Raw genomic sequence first — 16,574 nt, forward strand, 5'->3', positions numbered from 1 at the left:
GCTCCGGGGTTGGGGCGGGTGGTGAGCGGGCCCGGCAAGTGGCACAGGTCCAACTATGGCGTTGGAATTTAGGGTAGGCCTGCGGTCCGGTGAACTCCAACGGTGGAGATGGAATGTGCGGTGCGTCACGGCGTGCGCGTGGGTGTCACCCGAAAGGTCGGAGTGCGGTGGTGGCGGCTGCGGGTCGGGATTGGTGGACGCACGATGGCCGCATGACGCATCCCGAGGCGAACGCCGCTGGTCGCGGTCAGCGGGCCGAGGTGCCCGCCGGTCAGGTTCGGCGGGGTGAGGCTCCTGCCGGCCGCACGCGGGCGTTGTGGATCGCCTTTGGGGTGATCACCCTGGTGATGGGGCTCGCCGTCCTGCTCTGGCCGGGGTTGACGCTGCTGACGGCGGCGGTGCTGTTCGGGGTGCAGCTGCTCGTCACCGGCGTCTTCTGGCTCGTCGGCTCCTTCGGCGCGGACGCGCTGGGGCGGCAGCGGTGGCTGCTGGCGGTGGCCGGGTTGTTGGCGCTGGTCGCGGGCATCCTGTGCCTGCGCTCGCCGTTCCAGACGATCGCGGTGCTGACGCTGCTGCTCGGGGTGACCTGGGTCGTCGGCGGGGTGGCCGAGGTCTTCCACGGGTTCGGCACGAGCGGGTGGGCGGTGTTCTCCGGGGTCGTCACCGCGATCGGCGGGATCGTGGTGCTCGTCTGGCCGGTCGCGAGCCTGATCGCGTTGGTCTGGTTGCTCGCCGTCGTGCTGATCGTCTTCGGGACGATGACCATCGCGGGTGCGATCAGTGCCGACCGCACGCCGAAGACGGCGAAGGCGGCCGCGCCCACCGGGACGGCCGCCACCGCGTGACGCGTCCGGTCAGCCCTCGCGCCAGCCGCTGGTGATGGGCAGCCTGCGGTCGCGGCCGAAGGCCTTGAACGTGATCTTGGTGCCCGGCGGGTACTGGCGGCGCTTGTACTCGGCGCGGTCGACCATGCGCAGCACCTTATCGACCAGTTCGTGCGAGAAACCCATCGCGATGAGGTCGCGGTAGCCCTTGTCCCCCTCCACGTAGTCGTCCAGCACCGAGTCGAGCAGTTCGTAGTCCGGCAGCGAGTCGGCGTCGAGCTGGCCGGGACGCAGTTCGGCCGACGGCGGCTTGCTGATGGAGTTCTCCGGGATCGGCGGCAGCTCGCCCAGCTTCTCGGCCTGCGCGTTGCGCCACCGCGCCAAGTCCCACACCAGCGTCTTGAGCACGTCCTTGATCGGCGCGAACCCGCCGACCGCGTCGCCGTAGATGGTCGAGTAGCCGACGGCCAGCTCGGTCTTGTTGCCGGTGGCCAGCACCAGGTGCCCGTGCTGGTTCGACAACCCCATCAACGTGACGCCGCGGCACCGCGCCTGGACGTTCTCCTCCGCCAGCCCGGTCAGCCCGAGCTGGTCGACGAAGGCAGCGACCATGTCCGCGATCGGCTGCTCCGCGTAGTGGCAGCCGGTGCGCTGGGCGAGGTCGTAGGCGTCGGACTTCGAGTGGTCCGACGAGTACACCGACGGCATGGACACGCCGTACACGTGGTCGGCGCCGAGGGCGTCCACCGACAACGCGGCCACCACCGCCGAGTCGATGCCGCCCGACAGCCCCAGAACGACCGAGCGGAAGCCGTTCTTGTGGACGTAGTCGCGCAGACCGGTGACGAGCGCGTGCCACACCTCCGCCTCGTCGGACAGCGGTTCGGCGGGCTGCGGCACGGGCAGCGGGTCGTAGGCCGGGAGCGGGTCATGGGTCAAGGATCGGCGGTGGACCATAAACCCGCCGTAACCACCTTCCGTGCGGGGCGCGCCGCCGGGGAGGTCGAGGTCGAGCACGACCAGGTGCTCCACGAACTGGGGCGCGCGGGTGATCAGAGCGCCGTCCGCGGCGACCACCATCGTGTCGCCGTCGAACACCAGCTCGTCCTGCCCGCCGATCAGGTTCACGTACGCGAGAGGCGCTCCCGCCTCGACCGCGCGCCGCGCCACGAGCGGCAGCCGGGCGTCGTCCTTCTTCCGCTCGTACGGCGACGCGTTCGGCGAGACCACCAGGTCCACGCCCGCCTCGCCGAGAGCGGCGATCGGCCCGCCGTCCTGCCACAGGTCCTCGCAGATCACCATGCCGACTTCGAGGCCGTGCACGCGCACGACGTCCAGCGTGTCGCCGGGGGTGAAGTACCGGCGTTCGTCGAACACGCCGTAGTTCGGCAGGTGGTGCTTGTGCTGCCGGGCCACCACCTCGCCCCGGTGCAGCACGGCGGCGGCGTTGCGCATGCCGTGCTCGTCGCGGTCGAGGTAGCCGACGAACACCGCCAGCTCGCCGCACCCCTCGTCCTTCAGGCGGGACGCGAGCGCGGTCAGCGCCTCCTTGGACGCCTCCGCGAACGACACGCGCAGCGCCAGGTCCTCGACCGGGTACCCGGTCAGCGCCATCTCGGGGAAGACCGCGAGGTGGGCGCCCGCCTCCACGGCCTTGCGGGACCACTCGACGACGAGTTCGGTGTTGCCCGCCAGGTCGCCGACACAGGCGTTGACCTGGGCGAGGGCGAGTCGGAGCTGTGGCATGGGGGCATTCTCGCTCACTCGGAGCGGCCTTGGCGGACGTTGTGGCGGACGTGTCACACCTACGATCGAAGATGTGCGCCGTCCGATGATGCTGTTCCTCGCCCTCCCGCTCCTCGCCTCGTGCACGAGCGTGCTGCCAGGATCGCCCAACGCCGGGATCGCGTTGGAGCAGAGAGGGCCTGCCGGGGTGGTGCCCGCCGGGTTGGAGCGGTTCTACGGCCAGCAGTTGGGCTGGGAGGACTGCGCGCCGTACGCGACGACGGGGACGACGACGTCGCTGTTCAAGAACAAGAAGTCGATCGAGTGCGCCCGCATGGAGGTGCCCCTCGACTACACCAAGCCCGACGGCCGCACGATCAAGATCGGGTTGCTGCGGCAGCCCGCGACCGGCGACCGGATCGGGTCGCTCGTGATCAACCCGGGTGGTCCGGGCGCGTCCGGCATGGCCGCGGCGGCGGGCATGGGCGCGCAGGTCAAGTCGTCGCCGGTGGGTGAGCGGTTCGACCTGGTCGGGTTCGACCCGCGGGGCATCGGGGCGAGCGAGCCGCAGGTCAAGTGCCTGACCGACGCCGAACGGGACGCCGACCGGCTGGACACCGACATCGACACGTCACCGGCGGGCCTGGCGGAGACCGAGTCGGAGAACAAGGCGTACGCGGAGAAGTGCGCCGCGGTGACGGGCGCCGACGTGCTGGCCAACATCGGCACGCGGGACGTCGTGCGCGACCTGGACGTCATGCGGTCCGCGCTCGGCGACGAGAAGTTGACGTACTTGGGCTACTCGTACGGGACGCACATCGGCGCGGCGTACGCGCAGGCGTTCCCGGGCAACGTGCGGGCGCTCGTGCTGGACGGCGCGGTGGACCCGACGCAGAACCAGGTGGAGTCGCTGATCGCGCAGGGGGCCGGGTTCCAGAAGGCGTTCGACGCGTTCGCCGCGTGGTGCGCGACGCGGCAGGACTGCGCGCTGGGCACGGACCCGGCGAAGGCCAACCAGGCGTTCCGGGAGCTGACGTTGCCGCTGGTGCAGCGGCCGGTGGCGGTGGGCGAGCGGAAGCTGTCGTACAACGACGCGATCACCGGCGCGATCCAGGCGATGTACTCGGAGGAGCTGTGGGCGCCGCTGAACACCGGGTTGACGGAGCTGAAGAACAACCGCGGTGACGTGCTGATGTTGTTGGCGGACAACTACTTCGACCGGGACCAGCAAGGCCGGTACTCCACGATCACGGACGCGTTCGTGGCGGTGAAGTGCGTGGACGAGCCGCGGGTGACGGACAAGAACGTGCTGAACGACGTGGCGCGGCGGTACAAGCAGGCCGCGCCGTTCCTGGACGACGGTCAGCCGCCGGGCGCGGCGCTGGACGCGTGCGCGTTCTGGCCCGTGCCGCCGAGCGTGCAGGAGCACAAGCCGGTGTCCGGGCTGCCGCCGGTGCTGGTGATCTCGACGACGGGCGACCCGGCGACGCCGTACGAGGCGGGGGTCAGCCTGGCGAAGGAGTTGGGTGGCGGGCTGCTGACGTTCGAGGGGAACCAGCACACCGTCTACTTCCACGGCAACGAGTGTGTGGACGAGGCCGGGCACGCGTACCTGATCGAGGTGAAGCTGCCGGCCGAGGGGACGCGCTGCTCCTAGAAGGTCACACGTCCCACCGGGCGCGCAGGACGCCGTCGTCGTCCGGGAGCACGGCGGCGAGCAGTGGATGCCGCTCGTCCACGAACGTGGAGATCGCCATCGCCGCCCGGGCCTCGGCCAACAGCGGGGGCAGCTCCGGGTAGTGCTCGTCATCGGCGTAGCAGCTGGTGATGCGCCCGTCCTGGTGCTCCCAGACGATCTCCACGCTGCCTTCCTCCGGCAGGCCGCAGAGCACGGCGGCGACGTCGTCGTTCAGGTCGGGCCACACCCACAGCCGCGACCGCGGGGTGAGCCGGGTTCGGATCGCGTCGACGTCGGAGGCGCGGAGGCGGTGCCAGCGGGAGGCGTTGAGCACGTAGCCCTCTTCCAGGACCACCGCGCCGCGACGGGTGGCGAGGTCGCTCAGCTCAGCCCAGAAGGCGTCGTCGGCGGGCCGCTGCGGCGGGGGTCGGTCGAGGGTCCGCTCGTAGTCCTCGGGGTCCGTCGATTCCGGGAACAGCCCGAGTGCCCGGGTGCGGGCGACCGCGTTCTCGCAGGGCTCCGCACTGCCGATGTACATGTACTGGTCGAAGCCGACGTGGACGAAGAACCTCCCGTCCACCTCCAGGTCGCACGAGGCACCGTTGTCGCGCAGCATGGCCCGCAGGAGTTCGAGCCCGGTGGCCAGGTCCACCTCCGCGCCGTCGTGGAAGCCGGTCAGGTCCGGCGGGAACAGCCCGGCCAACCCGTACCCCTCGATCGGCGCCTCCACGCCGAAGGTGACGATGCCCGGGAGCAACGGGTCGCGAATGGCCAGGCGGGTGACGCCGGTGTCCTCGGCGAAGGCGGCCATGGCGGCGAGGTAGGCCGCTTCCACGACGCCGTGGTCGCTGGTGACGTCCTCGGGGCCGTGGTACCGGCCGTGCTCGTCGCGGTCGGCCGGGTCGTACTTGGTGATCCGGAAGACGTGGGGCAGGGGCACGCCGCACATCGAATCAGCGGTTGGCGAGGCCGTCGATCCGCAGGGTGGCCGAGTCGTCCCGGTGGGTCCCGGTGCTGCCGACGTGCTTGTCGCTGATCGCGGTGCCGTTCTTGAGCACGTGGTAGAGCGCCATGCCGTGGCCGCGGCCCAGGTCGTAGTCGTCCTTCAGCCATTGGAGGACGACGCCCGCCTTGGTGGTCGCGTCGTACCCGTGGTCGGCTGCCTCGGACAGCAGCTCGGCCGGCGTCTTGCCGGTCTTGCGCTCGATGGTGTCGAGGTACGCCTGGAAGGACATGGTCTGCTCCTGTTCGTCGGTGCGACCAGCCTAGGACAACTCGAGCTGTCTTGACAAGTTTTTTTGTCGGTACTGGACCCCAGAGCGGTTCGAGTTCAGGCCTGCTGCTCTGAAGGCGTTCCTGACGGCGCAGCGGACCAGCTCGCCAGGAGCTTGAGGCGGTCCTCGGTCGGTGAGCCCACGCGAGCCGTGTAGACGGCGAGCACGACGTCCGGGTCGCCGGTCGGTTGCAGGGTCTCGTAGTCGAGGTCCAGGTCGCCGACCACGGGGTGGTGGACGAGCTTCGTGCCGTGCGTCTTCTCCTGCACCTTGTGCTGCGCCCACAGCTTGCGGAACGTCTCGTCCTTCACCGACAGCTCACCCACCAGCGCGGCGAGCCTGGCGTCGTCCGGGTAACGCCCCGCGTCGAGCCTGAGGAACGCCACCATGTCGGCGGCGACCGTGGGCCAGTCGCGGTAGAACGTGCGGGATTCGGGGCGCAGGAACGTGTGCCTCGCCGAGTTGCGGTCCTCCGGGGCCAAGGCGCCGAAGCCGTAGAGGGCGTCGGCGAGCGGGTTCCACGCGAGGATGTCCGAACGGCGGCCCATCACGAACGCGGGCACGTCGTCGACCACGTCGAGCAGCCGGCGCAGGCCCGGTCGGATGCGTTGCGGCGCGGGGCGTTTCGACGGCGCGGGGCGGACGAGGTTGCGCAGGTGGGCGCGTTCGGTCTCGTCCAGGCGCAGCACGCGGGCGACGGCGTCGAGCACCGAGTCGGAGACGGCGGGCGTGCGGCCCTGTTCGAGGCGCATGTAGTAGTCCACGCTGACGCCGGCCAGCAACGCCAACTCCTCGCGGCGCAGGCCGGGGACGCGGCGCCGGCCGCCACCGGGCAGGCCGACGTCGTCCGGGCGGACGCGAGCACGGCGGCTGCGGAGGAACTCGCCCAGGTCGTGGTTCACCCATCCAGTATGGCCGCCGTCCCGGTGCCGAGCCTGGGTACTGCCAGACCTAGGGAACGCGGCCCCACAGGTTGACCAGAGCCTCTGGTACCTACTGCGACCAGGTCCAATGTTCTTGCCATGACCTACGACCTGAACAACCGCACTGCCGTCGTCACCGGTGCCGCGAGTGGCATCGGCGCCGAGATCGCGCTCGTCCTGGCCCGGTCCGGGGCGAAGGTCGCGCTGCTGGCCCGCCGCGCGGACCGGCTCACGGACCTGGCCGCCAAGATCGCCGCCGAGGGCGGGCAGGCGATCGCGGTCGCCGCCGACGTCACCGGTGACCTCACCGAGGCCGTCGAGGCGGTCCACACCGCCTTCGGGCGGGTCGACCTGGTGGTGAACAACGCGGGCGTGATGCTCGCGAACCCGCTCACCGAGGGCCGCGACGACGAGTGGCACCGGATGATCGACACCAACGTCAAGGGCCTGCTGAACGTGACCAAGGCGTTCACCGCGGACCTGGTCGAGGCGGGCGCGACCGGCACCGCCGACCTGGTGAACATCTCGTCCGTGGGCGCGCACCTGACGTTCCCCAACTACGCCGTCTACACCGCGACCAAGGCCGCCGTCACGCACCTGTCGGCGAACCTGCGCACCGAGCTCGGCCCGCTGGGCGTGCGGGTGACCAACGTCGAGCCCGGCCTGGTCAGCAGCGAGCTGGCCGACCACATGGACAACCCGGACGTGTCGGCGCACCTGACGCAGTGGCGCGAGCAGGTGCCGCCGCTGAACCCGGCCGACATCGGCGACGTGGTCGGTTTCGCCACCAGCCGCCCCAAGCAGGTGAACCTGCGGCAGCTCGTGGTGCTGCCGACGGTGCAGGTCTGAGGATCCGAGCCGCCCGGCGACGATGGTCGACGGGCGGCTCAGCTCGACCGGCGGCCGCGGTAGGCGCGTTGCTGACACGCCCGCGAGCAGTAGGCGCGAGGCCTGCCGGACGTCGGCTGCTCCACCGGGTTGCCACACACCTGGCATGTTTCATCACGCTTTACATCACGCTGCCGGACCAGGAGTTCGATGCCGTCGAGCACCCGGGCCAGGCCGAAGCCGAACGGGTCCGGCTGGTCGAAGCCACCGGACTCCCACAGCGAGGTCAACGTCGGGTAGCGGTCGAAGCGGGCGAACAGCGTGTCGCGCGCGCCCCACCACTCCTCGTCGCTCACCCCCGTGCTCCGCTCCGCCCGCGCGGCCTCGACCAGCGCGGACGCCTCGGCGTCCACGAAGCGCGCGACCAGGCCGACCGCCGCGACCACCTCGGCCGGGGCGAGGCCGGTGTCCACGACGATGGCCAAGGCGTGCTCGTAGTGGGCCAGCGCGTTGGGTCCGGGCACGTGCCGGGCGCCCGACCGCTCGGCCAGCCACGGGTGCCGTTTCCGCACGTCCCAGGCAGCCCGGGCGAACGTCTCCAACCGTGCGCGCCACCCGTCTTCCGGAGCCTGCGCGGGCGGGTCGCCCAGCACGGCGTCACGCATCAGGTCGACCAGGTGGTCGCGGCCCGGCACGTGGCGGTACAGCGACATGGTGGTGAAGCCGAGCCGTTCGGCGACCTTGCGCATGGACAGCCCGGCCAGGCCTTCCGCGTCGGCCACCTCGACCGCCGCGCCCACGATCGCCCGCAGGTTCAGCGCCGGTCGTTCCTCCCACAGGAGCTCGACCCCGCGGTCGGGATCGCCCGCTTTCCCCATCACGCACCTCCGCGCTCATGATATACATCTGAACTGTTTACGGCATAAACAGCGAAGGTGTGATCATGGTCGAGTTCCACGTCTCCCCCAGCGGGGACGATGCCACGGCGGGCACCGCCGAGCGGCCGTTCGCCACGTTGGCCCGCGCACGACAGGCCGCCCGCGAGGCGGACGGTGACGTCACCGTGCACCTCAGGGCGGGCACGCACGTGCTCACCGAGCCGTTCGACCTGACCGAGGAGGATTCCCGGGTCGTCTACCAGGCGTTCGGCTACGGCACCGACGCGCAGGAAGAGGTCGTCGTCAGCGGCGGGAAGGAAGTCGCCGGGCAACGGGGACCTGACGGCGTGTGGTTGGCCGAGGTCGGCGACCTCGTCACCCGCCACCTCGTGGTGAACGGGCGGCGGGTCGAGCGCGCCGGCGTGGACGGCCTGCCCGGCACGGTCCGCCGCACGCCCACCGGCTACGCCACCGACCACCCGCTGGACTGGCGCAACCCGTCCGGCGTCGAGTTCGTGCACCGGGGCGTCTACCCGTGGACGGAAGCACGCACGGCGGTCGCGTCCGCCACCGGGGACGGCGAGATCACCATGGCGCAGCCCGCGTTCGGCTGGGCCGTGGACCTCTACAACTCGGAGTGGTTCGGCCAGGTCATGTCCGGTCCCCCGGCGCCGACCCGCGTCGAGAACGACCCGGCGTTCCTGACCGAGGGCACGTTCGCGCTGGACCGCTCGCGGCCCGGGCACCACGTCCTGCACTACCTCCCGCGCCCGGACGAGGAGCCGCGGGTGGTCGCGCCCGTGCTCGAAGTGCTCGTCCGGGCCACCGGCGTGCGGGACGTGGCGTTCCGGGGCGTGACGTTCGCCGACACCACGTGGCTGCGCCCCGGCAGCGACCGGGGCTTCCTGCACTACCACTCGAACGGCTACTACGACGGCGGCCGGATCGGGAAGGTGGAACCGGCCGAGGGCGCGTGGCTGACCGTGCCCGAGGAGCACGAGGAGATCCCCGCCTGCGTGCGGCTCGACGGCACGACCGGTGTGCGGTTCGAGGGCTGCCGGTTCACCCGGCTGGGCGCGACGGGGCTCGGCGCGACCGGCGGCGCGGACCTCGTGGTGCGCGGCTGCGACTTCGACACCCTCGCCGCGTCCGCCGTCTCGATCACCGGCACCCGCGGCGCGACGGTCGAGGACAACCTCATCGCGCACGTCGGGCTGGACCACTCCGGCTCGGCCGGCATCACGTTCCACGACACCGAGAACTGCACCGTCGCGCACAACCACGTCCACGACGTGCCCCACAACGGCATCGTGGCCAACCCGTCCCGCGGCGGCACCCGCATCACGCGCAACCTCGTGACCGGGGCGATGGGCGTGCTGGCCGACGGCGGCGGGATCTACCTGTCCGGCGCGCAGGGCACGTCCGAGAACGGGGCCGTGATCAGCGGGAACGTCATCGAGGACACCCGCACGCCGTACAACTTCGGCCTCTACACCGACTACGGCGCCACGTGGGTGGCGGTCGAGGGGAACGTGGTCGCCCGCGCCGACAACACCGCCGTGCTGCACGTCTACCCGCCGTTGGAGCACGTCGCCTACCGGGGCAACTTCTGGGACGCCGACCCGGTGGGCAGCGACGCCGTGCCGGACGGCGTCACCTACGAGGACAACACCACGATCGCCGACCCGGCCGCGCTCGACGCCGCCACGGCCGACATCCGGGCGCGGGCGGGGCTGCTCACGACACGGGCCTGACGAACGGGAACAGCACGGTCTGCCGGATCGACGTGCCGGTGAGCATCATCAGCACCCGGTCCACACCCATGCCGAGCCCGCCGGTGGGCGGCATCCCGTGCTCCAGGGCGTCGAGGAAGTCCTCGTCCAGGTCCATCGCCTCGACGTCGCCGCTGGCCGCCTTCAACGACTGCGCCTCCAGCCTGCGGCGCTGCTCCACCGGGTCGGTCAGCTCCGAGTAGGCCGTGCCGATCTCCGCGCCGAACGCCACCAGGTCCCAGCGTTCGGCGAGGCGGGGATCGGCGCGGTGCGGCCGGGTCAGGGGCGACACCGAGGTCGGGAAGTCGGTGTAGAAGGTGGGGTCGACCGTGTTCGGCTCCACCAGCTCGTCGTACGCCTCCTGCACCAGCGCGCCGTGGTCGGCGTCCTCACCCGGCTCGATGCCGTGGCCCGCCAGCAGGGAACGCAGCTCCGGCAACGGGGTGTCCGGGGTGACCGTCGCCGAGAGGGCGGCGGACACGGCGGTGTGGACGGGGATGACCGGCCACTCCCCCGAGAGGTCGACCTCCACGCCGTCGCGCAGGGCGATCGGGCGGCCGTGCGCGGCCACGGCGGCGTGCTGCACGAGTTCCCGCATGAGGTGCAGCATCGTCGTGTAGTCGGCGTAGGACTGGTAGGCCTCCACCATGGTGAACTCCGGGTTGTGCGAGGCGTCCGCGCCTTCGTTGCGGAAGTTGCGGTTCAGCTCGAACACGCGGTCCACGCCCGCCACGCACAGCCGCTTCAGGTACAGCTCGGGCGCGATCCGCAGGTACATGCGCATGTCGTAGGCGTTGATGTGGGTGACGAACGGGCGGGCGTTCGCGCCGCCGTGCACGGCCTGGAGCATCGGCGTCTCGACTTCGAGGTAGCCGCGGCCGTGCAGGAAGTCGCGGATGCCGCGCACGACGTCGCTGCGCAGCCGCAGCATCCGCGCCGAGTCCTCGTTCACCACCAGGTCCAGGTACCGCCGGCGGACGCGCGCCTCCGGGTCGGACAGGCCCTTCCGCTTGTCCGGCAACGGGTGCAGGCACTTCGCGGTCACCGTCCACTCGTCGGCCAGCACGGACAGCTCGCCCCGCCGCGAGTGGACCACCTCGCCGCGCACGCCCACGTGGTCGCCGAGGTCGACGCCCGCCTTCCACGCGGTCAGGTCCACCCGGCCGGCGTCGAGCATGAGCTGGAGCTCGCCGGTGAAGTCGCGGACGCGGGCGAAGCACAGGCCGCCGAGCTCGCGCAGCGCCACGATCCGGCCGGTCACCGAGACGGTCTCGCCGAGCCGTTCCCGCGCCTGCGCCAGGGAGTGGTCGCGCGGGTAGTCCACCGGGTACGGGTCGATGCCGGCGGCACGCAGCCGGTCCAGCTTGGCGAGCCGGACGCGGACCTGCTCCGGGCGGCGGACCCGGCGCGGCTCGACCTTGATCGCGTCGATCTCGGCGACGGCCGCGGCGAAGCCCGTGTCGGCGGTCTCGTGGCGGAGCGCGCGGGACGACCCGCGCTTGACCAGCGACCGCAGGCTCGGCACGAACCCCTCGGCGACGCCCGCCGCGACGCTCACCCGAGGCAGCTGGCGGGCGCGGAAGAAGCACAGGTAGCGCGGCAGCCACTCCGGGCCGTACTTGGCGTTGGACCGGTACAGCGACTCCAGCTGGAAGAACCGGGACGCGAGGCTCAGCACCGCGCGCCACGTCCGCAGCACCGGGCCCGCGCCGATCCGCCCGCCCTCCTCGAACACCGCGCGGAACATGGCGAAGTTCAACGACACCCGCTCGACGCCCAGCCGGGGTGCGGCGGACACCAGCTCGGCCACCATGAACTCGTTCAGGCCGTTCTCGGCGGCGCGGTCGCGGCGCATCAGGTCCAGCGACAGCCCGCGCCTGCCCCACGGCACGAACGAGAGCAGGCCGCGCAGCTCCCCGTGCTTGTCGTAGGCCTCGACCATCACGCACCGGCCGTCGGTCGGGTCGCCCAGCCTGCCCAGCGCCATGGAGAACCCGCGCTCGGTCTCCGCGCCGCGCCACCGCTCGGCCAGGTCGAGGATCGCGGCCAGCTCGGCGGCCGGGATGTCGGCGTGCCGCCGCACGCGGGCGGTGTGCCCGGCGCGTTCCACCCGGCTCACGGCCTGCCGCACGGCCCGCCGCTCGGGACCCGTCAGGGTGAACTCGCGCACGTCCAGCACGGCCTCGTCGCCGATCTCCAACGCCTTCAGGCCCGCCGCCGCGTACACGTGCGCGCCGCGTTCGCTCGCGCCGAGCACGCCGGGCAGCCAGCCGTACTGCCGTGCCTCGGCCAGCCACTCCTGCACCGCCTGAGGCCAGGCTTCCTCGTCACCGATCGGGTCGCCGCTGGCCAGCGTGGTGCCGGCGAGGACGCGGTAGGTGAGCGCGGCGCGGCCGTTCGGCGCGAACACCACGCTCTTGTCGCGGCGGGTGGCGAAGTAGCCGAGCGAGTCCGGTTCGCCGTGCGCGGCCAGCAGCCGTCGCACGGACAGCTCCTCGTCGTCGTCCAACGACCGGCTCGACCGCACGCCGCGGAAGAACACGTACAGGGCGGCGATCGCGACGAGCATCCCGCCGAACCCCAGCAGGACGCCCAGCCACGGCGGGCCCTCGCCGCCGCGGCGTTGCGGCAGCACCTCGCCGGTGATCTGGTTCGCCGCCCAGCCCAGCTTGTGCCACGTGCCGTGCAGGTGACCCGGGAAGACCTCGGTCAGACCCCAGCCGACGAGGGACAGCACCACGATCCCGCCGAAGAGGACGACGAGCGTCTGCCGCCAGGCGCCCGCCGCCAGCTTGGCCGGGAACGCGTCCTTGATGGCCAGCAGCAGCACGATGAGCCCGACCGTGACGACGACGAAACTGCCGAGGTCGACGGTCACGCCCCAGCGGTCCGGCGGCTCGTCGGTGCCGAGGAACGGCCCCGGGTCGATCCAGTAGCGGACGATGAGGAGCAGCACGACGCCCGCGTTGAGCACCTGGAACAGCAGCAACGTCCACAGCGCGGCCCTCTTGCGCCTGCGCAGCGCGGCGCCCAGCACCACCAGCACCAGGGCGATGAACAGGTTCGCCTCTACGGGTAGGCCCAGCAGGTACGAGACCCGGAGAATGCTCGTGGCGAGGTCGGACTCCTCGTCGATCACGAACAGCAGGAGCGACGCCGCGGCCGCCACCTGGACGACGGTCGCGACCGCACCCGCCGTCCGCCACTTCCACTTGGCCACCGCCACGACACGCTCCAGGGGGTTCCGGTTGTCCACCATGGTCGCCTCACTCGCCGGTCGCGTGCACGTGCAGGCATCCGGGCGTGTCGACGGCCCCGCGGTGGTGCTCAGCTCGGCGTTGGGTGGCGCCTGGTTCGACTGGGACGCGGTGGTGGCGCTGCTGCCCGACGCGCGCGTGCTCGTGTTCGACCGGCCGGGCACGGGGTGGTCGGAGCCCGCGCTGGCGCCCGCGACGCTGGCCCGTGAGGTGGCCGTGCTGGACGCGGTGCTGGCCGGTGAGCCGTCGGCGGTGCTGGTGGGGCACTCGATGGCGTCGCTGCACGTGGAGGCGTGGGCGCGGTTGCGGCCGGGACGGGTGCGCGGGGTCGTGTCGGTGGACCCCGATCCGGAGGTACCGGGCGCGGGGCGGCCGTTCGACCTGTCGGCGGCGGTGGCGCGGTGGGTGCTGCGGGCGGGGTTGGACCCGGTGGTGGCCGCGCAGGGGCTTCGGCTGCGGCGGTGGGCGATGCGCGGGTCGACGCTGGGGCGGCGTGATCCGGCGACCCCGGCGGCGCTGCGGTCGGTGTACGGGCGGCCGTCGGTGACGCGGGCCGTGCTGGACGAGCTGGCGTCCTACCCGGCCCAGGTGGCCGCGGTGGAGCGGTTGCGGGCGTTCCGGCCGTTGCCGCGGGTGCCGTTCACCGTGCTCACGGCGGGTCGGCGGGAGTTCGCGGCGCACGTGGCGCTGGCCGCGCAGACCCCGACCGGGCGCACCGTGCTGGTGCCCGGCAGCCGCCACATGATGCCCGTCGACCGGCCGGACGCGGTGGCGTTGGCGGTGCTCACGGCGTTGCGCGGCGCGTGAGCCGGGCGGGCACGGTACTCCTGATCAGCGTGGTTGGCGATGTGGCGGACCGACCATGTGAAGCGTCTCGCACTCCGCGCAATTACCCCGGTGTCGGTGTCAGGCTGGTCGGGTAACCGTGCAACAAGGTCCCGGGGACCAGCGACGAAGCCGGCCCCGAGGGAGGACGGTCGACGATGACCTCGACAGAGGTAACCGCGCCCTACGGCAACGGGGCGGGCAGCGCCCCCACCGGCAAGAAGGTGCGCATCCACCACCTGCGGGAGCTGAAGGAACGCGGCGAGCCGTGGCCCATGCTCACCGCCTACGACATGTACACCGCGGAGCTCTTCGACGAGGCGGGCATCCCGGTGCTGCTGGTCGGCGACTCCGCGTCCAACAACGTCTACGGCTACGACACGTCGCTGCCGGTGACCGTGGACGAGCTGATCCCGCTGGTCCGGGGCGTCACCCGGTCGGTGAAGCGGTCGCTCGTCGTGGCCGACCTGCCGTTCGGCTCCTACCAGGTGTCGGTCGAGCAGGCCGTGGCGACGGCCGTGCGGTTCATGAAGGAAGGCCGCGCGCACGCGGTGAAGCTCGAAGGCGGGAAGCACTTCGCACCGCACATCGAGGCCATCGTGCGGGCGGGCATCCCGGTCATGGCGCACATCGGGTTCACCCCGCAGAGCGAGCACCAGCTCGGCGGCTACCGCGTGCAGGGCCGCAACGACGCCTTCGACTCGGTGGTCGAGGACGCGCACGCCGTCGAGGCCGCGGGCGCGTTCGCCGTGGTGCTGGAGATGGTGACCAGCGAGGTCGCCAAGCAGATCACGCACGACCTGGTGATCCCGACCGTCGGCATCGGCGCCGGACCGGACACCGACGCGCAGGTGCTCGTCTGGCAGGACATGATGGGCCTGCGCCGCGGGCGCGCGCCGCGGTTCGTGAAGCGGTACGCCGACGTGGCGGGCGTGATGAAGTCGGCGGCGGAGCAGTTCGCGGCCGAGGTGAAGGGCCACCAGTTCCCCGGCCCCGAGCACACCTTCCACTGATCGTGCTACGTGGTCGCCGCGTCGGCTCTGGCCAGCACGGCGACCACGTTCATGCCGGTCCGAATTCCGGTGATTCCTTTCGCAGAGGAATAGTGCGATAACGAGCACTATTCGCTTTCGGATGCGTTCCCGGTTTTCCCACAATATTGCGGGTCGACCGCGCCACAGGTATGCCACTATCGCGGCCGAAGGCGTGATTTCAGGTCGACTCGGGACGGTTGATGGTCTCCAACGGCGAGTGGTCGCGCGCCCGCGTAGCGGCTCAGAGCCCGTGCCGCCGCACCATCGGCGCGACCAGCTCGGCGCGCGTGCGCCACACCGGCCGCCGCGAGGTGAGGATCGTGGCGAACAGCAGCGCGCTGCCCAGGACCGCGGAGACGACCACCATCGCGACGTCCTCCTCGCCGCCGCCCAGCGACGCGCCACCGAAGGCGACGACCACCGCGGCCAAGCCGAGCGCCGCCGTGCGCGCTGGGTCCGACCAGCGGAAATCCCGGCCCGTCAAGACCTGCTCGCGGAGTTCGTACGACCGCCGGGCCAGGTCGGGGTCGACCGGCTCCAGCTCCGCCAGCCTCTCGGCCACCTTCGCGCACTGCACGAACTGGGCCGCGCTGGTGATCTCCAGGTCCCCGTCGCGGGTGACCGAACGGCACGTGTCCGCGACCGCGAGCAGCCGGGCCGCGAGCAGGTCGACGGCATCCGGCTCGCGTTCGGCCTCGGCCACCTCGGCCCACCGGTGGGCGACCGCCAAGTCGGTCCGGTTCTCCACGTCGACCTCCGATTCTCGGTTCGGGAGAAGGTTTCCATGAGCGATTCGCTCGGCGCGAAGATAGCCGAGAACCGCGACGCGGAACGGCCGCCGCACGAGACGTCCCCGGAACGGACGAGACGGCTGGCCGCGCCCGGGTCCCTCGGTTTCGCCGCGACGGCCGCGGCGCTTTTCCTGGTGGTGAGCCTCGGTCTCGGCTTGGGGACGATCTACGTGCCGCGGTGGTTCGAGGACCCGCCTCCCGCCGCGCCCACCGCCGAGGCGGGTCCGTACGACGTGACGCCGACCGGCACGACGTCGTCGAGGAGGACCACCGGCCGGCCGACGACGACGCGGAGCACGTCGAGCGGCACGCCGGTCGGGTACTTCCGGTACACCGGCCCCGAAGGCCTCACCACCGTGCTCCCGGACTCGTACACGGTGCTCGACAACAGCGGCGCGGGCGTCATCACCGCGCGCAACCAGCTCGACCCCGATGTCGAGGTGCGGTTCGGCGGGGCTCCGCCGGAGGGCTACGACGGCCTCTACGACACCATCGCCAGAGCGGCCGAGAGCAACGCCGGGCTGGAGGACTACCGGCAGCACGCGCTGGAGCGCACGGGGCACGACGGTCTCGACGCGGTGGACTGGGAGTTCCAGTACCAAACCGAAGAGGGCCAGACCCGGCGGGTCCGCGCGCACTACTGGCGGACGGGCGGCATCGAGTACGTCCTGCTGGCCACGGCCGCGACGAGCCGCTGGTCGGAGGCGCGGCAGCTACTCGACACGATGATCGACCACAGCGACACCCCTTGAGGAGCGACACCGA

General features: G+C 71.7%; 14 protein-coding genes. 7 read left to right on the plus strand and 7 right to left on the minus strand.

The genetic code is table 11. The annotated features are described in order from the left end of the window. The first annotated feature begins 212 nt into the window (after positions 1 to 212). Positions 213 to 845 (plus strand): HdeD family acid-resistance protein, encoded by a 633-nt coding sequence (locus ADK67_RS38545; RefSeq protein WP_197289817.1) that lies wholly within the window; start codon positions 213 to 215, stop codon positions 843 to 845. Between the two features lie 9 nt (positions 846 to 854). Here the strand turns inward: ADK67_RS38545 and ADK67_RS38550 are convergent, their stop codons facing one another. Then, positions 855 to 2,570 (minus strand): NAD+ synthase, encoded by a 1,716-nt coding sequence (locus ADK67_RS38550; protein ID WP_053721526.1) that lies wholly within the window; start codon positions 2,568 to 2,570, stop codon positions 855 to 857. 88 nt (positions 2,571 to 2,658) lie between these two features. Here ADK67_RS38550 and ADK67_RS38555 point away from each other — a divergent pair, with 88 nt between their 5' ends. Beyond that, positions 2,659 to 4,206 carry an alpha/beta hydrolase gene (locus tag ADK67_RS38555; RefSeq protein WP_082404452.1) on the plus strand — a complete coding sequence of 516 codons (1,548 nt, stop codon included), beginning with the start codon at positions 2,659 to 2,661 and terminating at the stop codon, positions 4,204 to 4,206. A 4-nt stretch (positions 4,207 to 4,210) separates the two neighbouring features. Here the strand turns inward: ADK67_RS38555 and ADK67_RS38560 are convergent, their stop codons facing one another. The 3 genes from ADK67_RS38560 to ADK67_RS38570 all read right to left on the minus strand — a co-directional run bounded on the left by ADK67_RS38560 (position 4,211) and on the right by ADK67_RS38570 (position 6,403). Continuing rightward, positions 4,211 to 5,167 carry a hypothetical protein gene (locus ADK67_RS38560; RefSeq protein WP_053721558.1) on the minus strand — a complete coding sequence of 319 codons (957 nt, stop codon included), beginning with the start codon at positions 5,165 to 5,167 and terminating at the stop codon, positions 4,211 to 4,213. A 13-nt stretch (positions 5,168 to 5,180) separates the two neighbouring features. Further along, positions 5,181 to 5,462, minus strand: a complete 282-nt coding sequence (locus tag ADK67_RS38565; RefSeq protein WP_053721528.1) for a DUF4287 domain-containing protein — start codon at positions 5,460 to 5,462, stop codon at positions 5,181 to 5,183. A 95-nt stretch (positions 5,463 to 5,557) separates the two neighbouring features. After that, positions 5,558 to 6,403: a helix-turn-helix transcriptional regulator gene (locus tag ADK67_RS38570; RefSeq protein WP_053721529.1), complete on the minus strand. Its 846-nt coding sequence runs from the start codon at positions 6,401 to 6,403 to the stop codon at positions 5,558 to 5,560. Between the two features lie 120 nt (positions 6,404 to 6,523). Between ADK67_RS38570 and ADK67_RS38575 the strand changes: the two genes are divergently transcribed. Beyond that, positions 6,524 to 7,273, plus strand: coding sequence for an SDR family oxidoreductase (locus tag ADK67_RS38575; RefSeq protein ID WP_053721530.1), 750 nt, complete (start codon positions 6,524 to 6,526; stop codon positions 7,271 to 7,273). Positions 7,274 to 7,311: 38 nt separating this feature from the next. Here ADK67_RS38575 and ADK67_RS38580 read toward each other — a convergent pair whose 3' ends face one another. Beyond that, entirely contained in the window at positions 7,312 to 8,130 is an 819-nt protein-coding gene (locus tag ADK67_RS38580; protein WP_053721531.1) for a TetR/AcrR family transcriptional regulator, read from the minus strand. A 65-nt stretch (positions 8,131 to 8,195) separates the two neighbouring features. Here ADK67_RS38580 and ADK67_RS38585 point away from each other — a divergent pair, with 65 nt between their 5' ends. Continuing rightward, positions 8,196 to 9,884: a right-handed parallel beta-helix repeat-containing protein gene (locus ADK67_RS38585; protein WP_053721532.1), complete on the plus strand. Its 1,689-nt coding sequence runs from the start codon at positions 8,196 to 8,198 to the stop codon at positions 9,882 to 9,884. Here ADK67_RS38585 and lysX read toward each other — a convergent pair. Then, the gene (gene lysX, locus ADK67_RS38590; RefSeq protein WP_053721533.1) at positions 9,868 to 13,161 is read right to left on the minus strand and encodes a bifunctional lysylphosphatidylglycerol synthetase/lysine--tRNA ligase LysX; all 3,294 of its coding nucleotides are present in this window, start codon (positions 13,159 to 13,161) and stop codon (positions 9,868 to 9,870) included. The two genes, ADK67_RS38585 and lysX, sit on opposite strands and share 17 nt — an antisense overlap. Here lysX and ADK67_RS38595 point away from each other — a divergent pair. Then, on the plus strand, positions 13,160 to 13,966 hold the full coding sequence (locus tag ADK67_RS38595) for an alpha/beta fold hydrolase (protein ID WP_053721534.1): 807 nt from the start codon (positions 13,160 to 13,162) through the stop codon (positions 13,964 to 13,966). The genes lysX and ADK67_RS38595 overlap by 2 nt on opposite strands. A 176-nt stretch (positions 13,967 to 14,142) precedes the next feature. Beyond that, entirely contained in the window at positions 14,143 to 14,997 is an 855-nt protein-coding gene (gene panB / locus ADK67_RS38600) for a 3-methyl-2-oxobutanoate hydroxymethyltransferase (protein WP_053721535.1), read from the plus strand. A 262-nt stretch (positions 14,998 to 15,259) separates the two neighbouring features. Here the strand turns inward: panB and ADK67_RS38605 are convergent, their stop codons facing one another. Continuing rightward, a complete protein-coding gene (locus tag ADK67_RS38605) occupies positions 15,260 to 15,766 on the minus strand; it encodes a hypothetical protein (protein ID WP_053721536.1) in 507 nt (168 codons plus the stop codon). Positions 15,767 to 15,802: 36 nt separating this feature from the next. On the opposite strand from ADK67_RS38605, the gene ADK67_RS38610 reads away from it, so the two are divergent. Next, positions 15,803 to 16,561: a hypothetical protein gene (locus ADK67_RS38610; protein WP_053721537.1), complete on the plus strand. Its 759-nt coding sequence runs from the start codon at positions 15,803 to 15,805 to the stop codon at positions 16,559 to 16,561. The last annotated feature ends 13 nt before the right edge of the window (positions 16,562 to 16,574 follow it).

Origin of the sequence: Saccharothrix sp. NRRL B-16348, assembly GCF_001280085.1 — a bacterium.
Taxonomy (GTDB): Bacteria; Actinomycetota; Actinomycetes; order Mycobacteriales; family Pseudonocardiaceae; genus Actinosynnema.

What these genes read in the sequence shown, in the direction of transcription:
- ADK67_RS38565 (WP_053721528.1), bottom strand. Translation starts at nt 5,462, where the DNA reads ATGTCCTTCCAGGCGTACCTCGACACCATCGAGCGCAAGACCGGCAAG.
- ADK67_RS38550 (WP_053721526.1), bottom strand. Translation starts at nt 2,570, where the DNA reads ATGCCACAGCTCCGACTCGCCCTCGCCCAGGTCAACGCCTGTGTCGGC.
- ADK67_RS38575 (WP_053721530.1), top strand. Translation starts at nt 6,524, where the DNA reads ATGACCTACGACCTGAACAACCGCACTGCCGTCGTCACCGGTGCCGCG.
- ADK67_RS38545 (WP_197289817.1), top strand. Translation starts at nt 213, where the DNA reads ATGACGCATCCCGAGGCGAACGCCGCTGGTCGCGGTCAGCGGGCCGAG.
- ADK67_RS38555 (WP_082404452.1), top strand. Translation starts at nt 2,659, where the DNA reads ATGCTGTTCCTCGCCCTCCCGCTCCTCGCCTCGTGCACGAGCGTGCTG.
- lysX (WP_053721533.1), bottom strand. Translation starts at nt 13,161, where the DNA reads ATGGTGGACAACCGGAACCCCCTGGAGCGTGTCGTGGCGGTGGCCAAG.
- ADK67_RS38610 (WP_053721537.1), top strand. Translation starts at nt 15,803, where the DNA reads ATGAGCGATTCGCTCGGCGCGAAGATAGCCGAGAACCGCGACGCGGAA.
- panB (WP_053721535.1), top strand. Translation starts at nt 14,143, where the DNA reads ATGACCTCGACAGAGGTAACCGCGCCCTACGGCAACGGGGCGGGCAGC.
- ADK67_RS38585 (WP_053721532.1), top strand. Translation starts at nt 8,196, where the DNA reads ATGGTCGAGTTCCACGTCTCCCCCAGCGGGGACGATGCCACGGCGGGC.
- ADK67_RS38580 (WP_053721531.1), bottom strand. Translation starts at nt 8,130, where the DNA reads ATGGGGAAAGCGGGCGATCCCGACCGCGGGGTCGAGCTCCTGTGGGAG.
- ADK67_RS38595 (WP_053721534.1), top strand. Translation starts at nt 13,160, where the DNA reads ATGGTCGCCTCACTCGCCGGTCGCGTGCACGTGCAGGCATCCGGGCGT.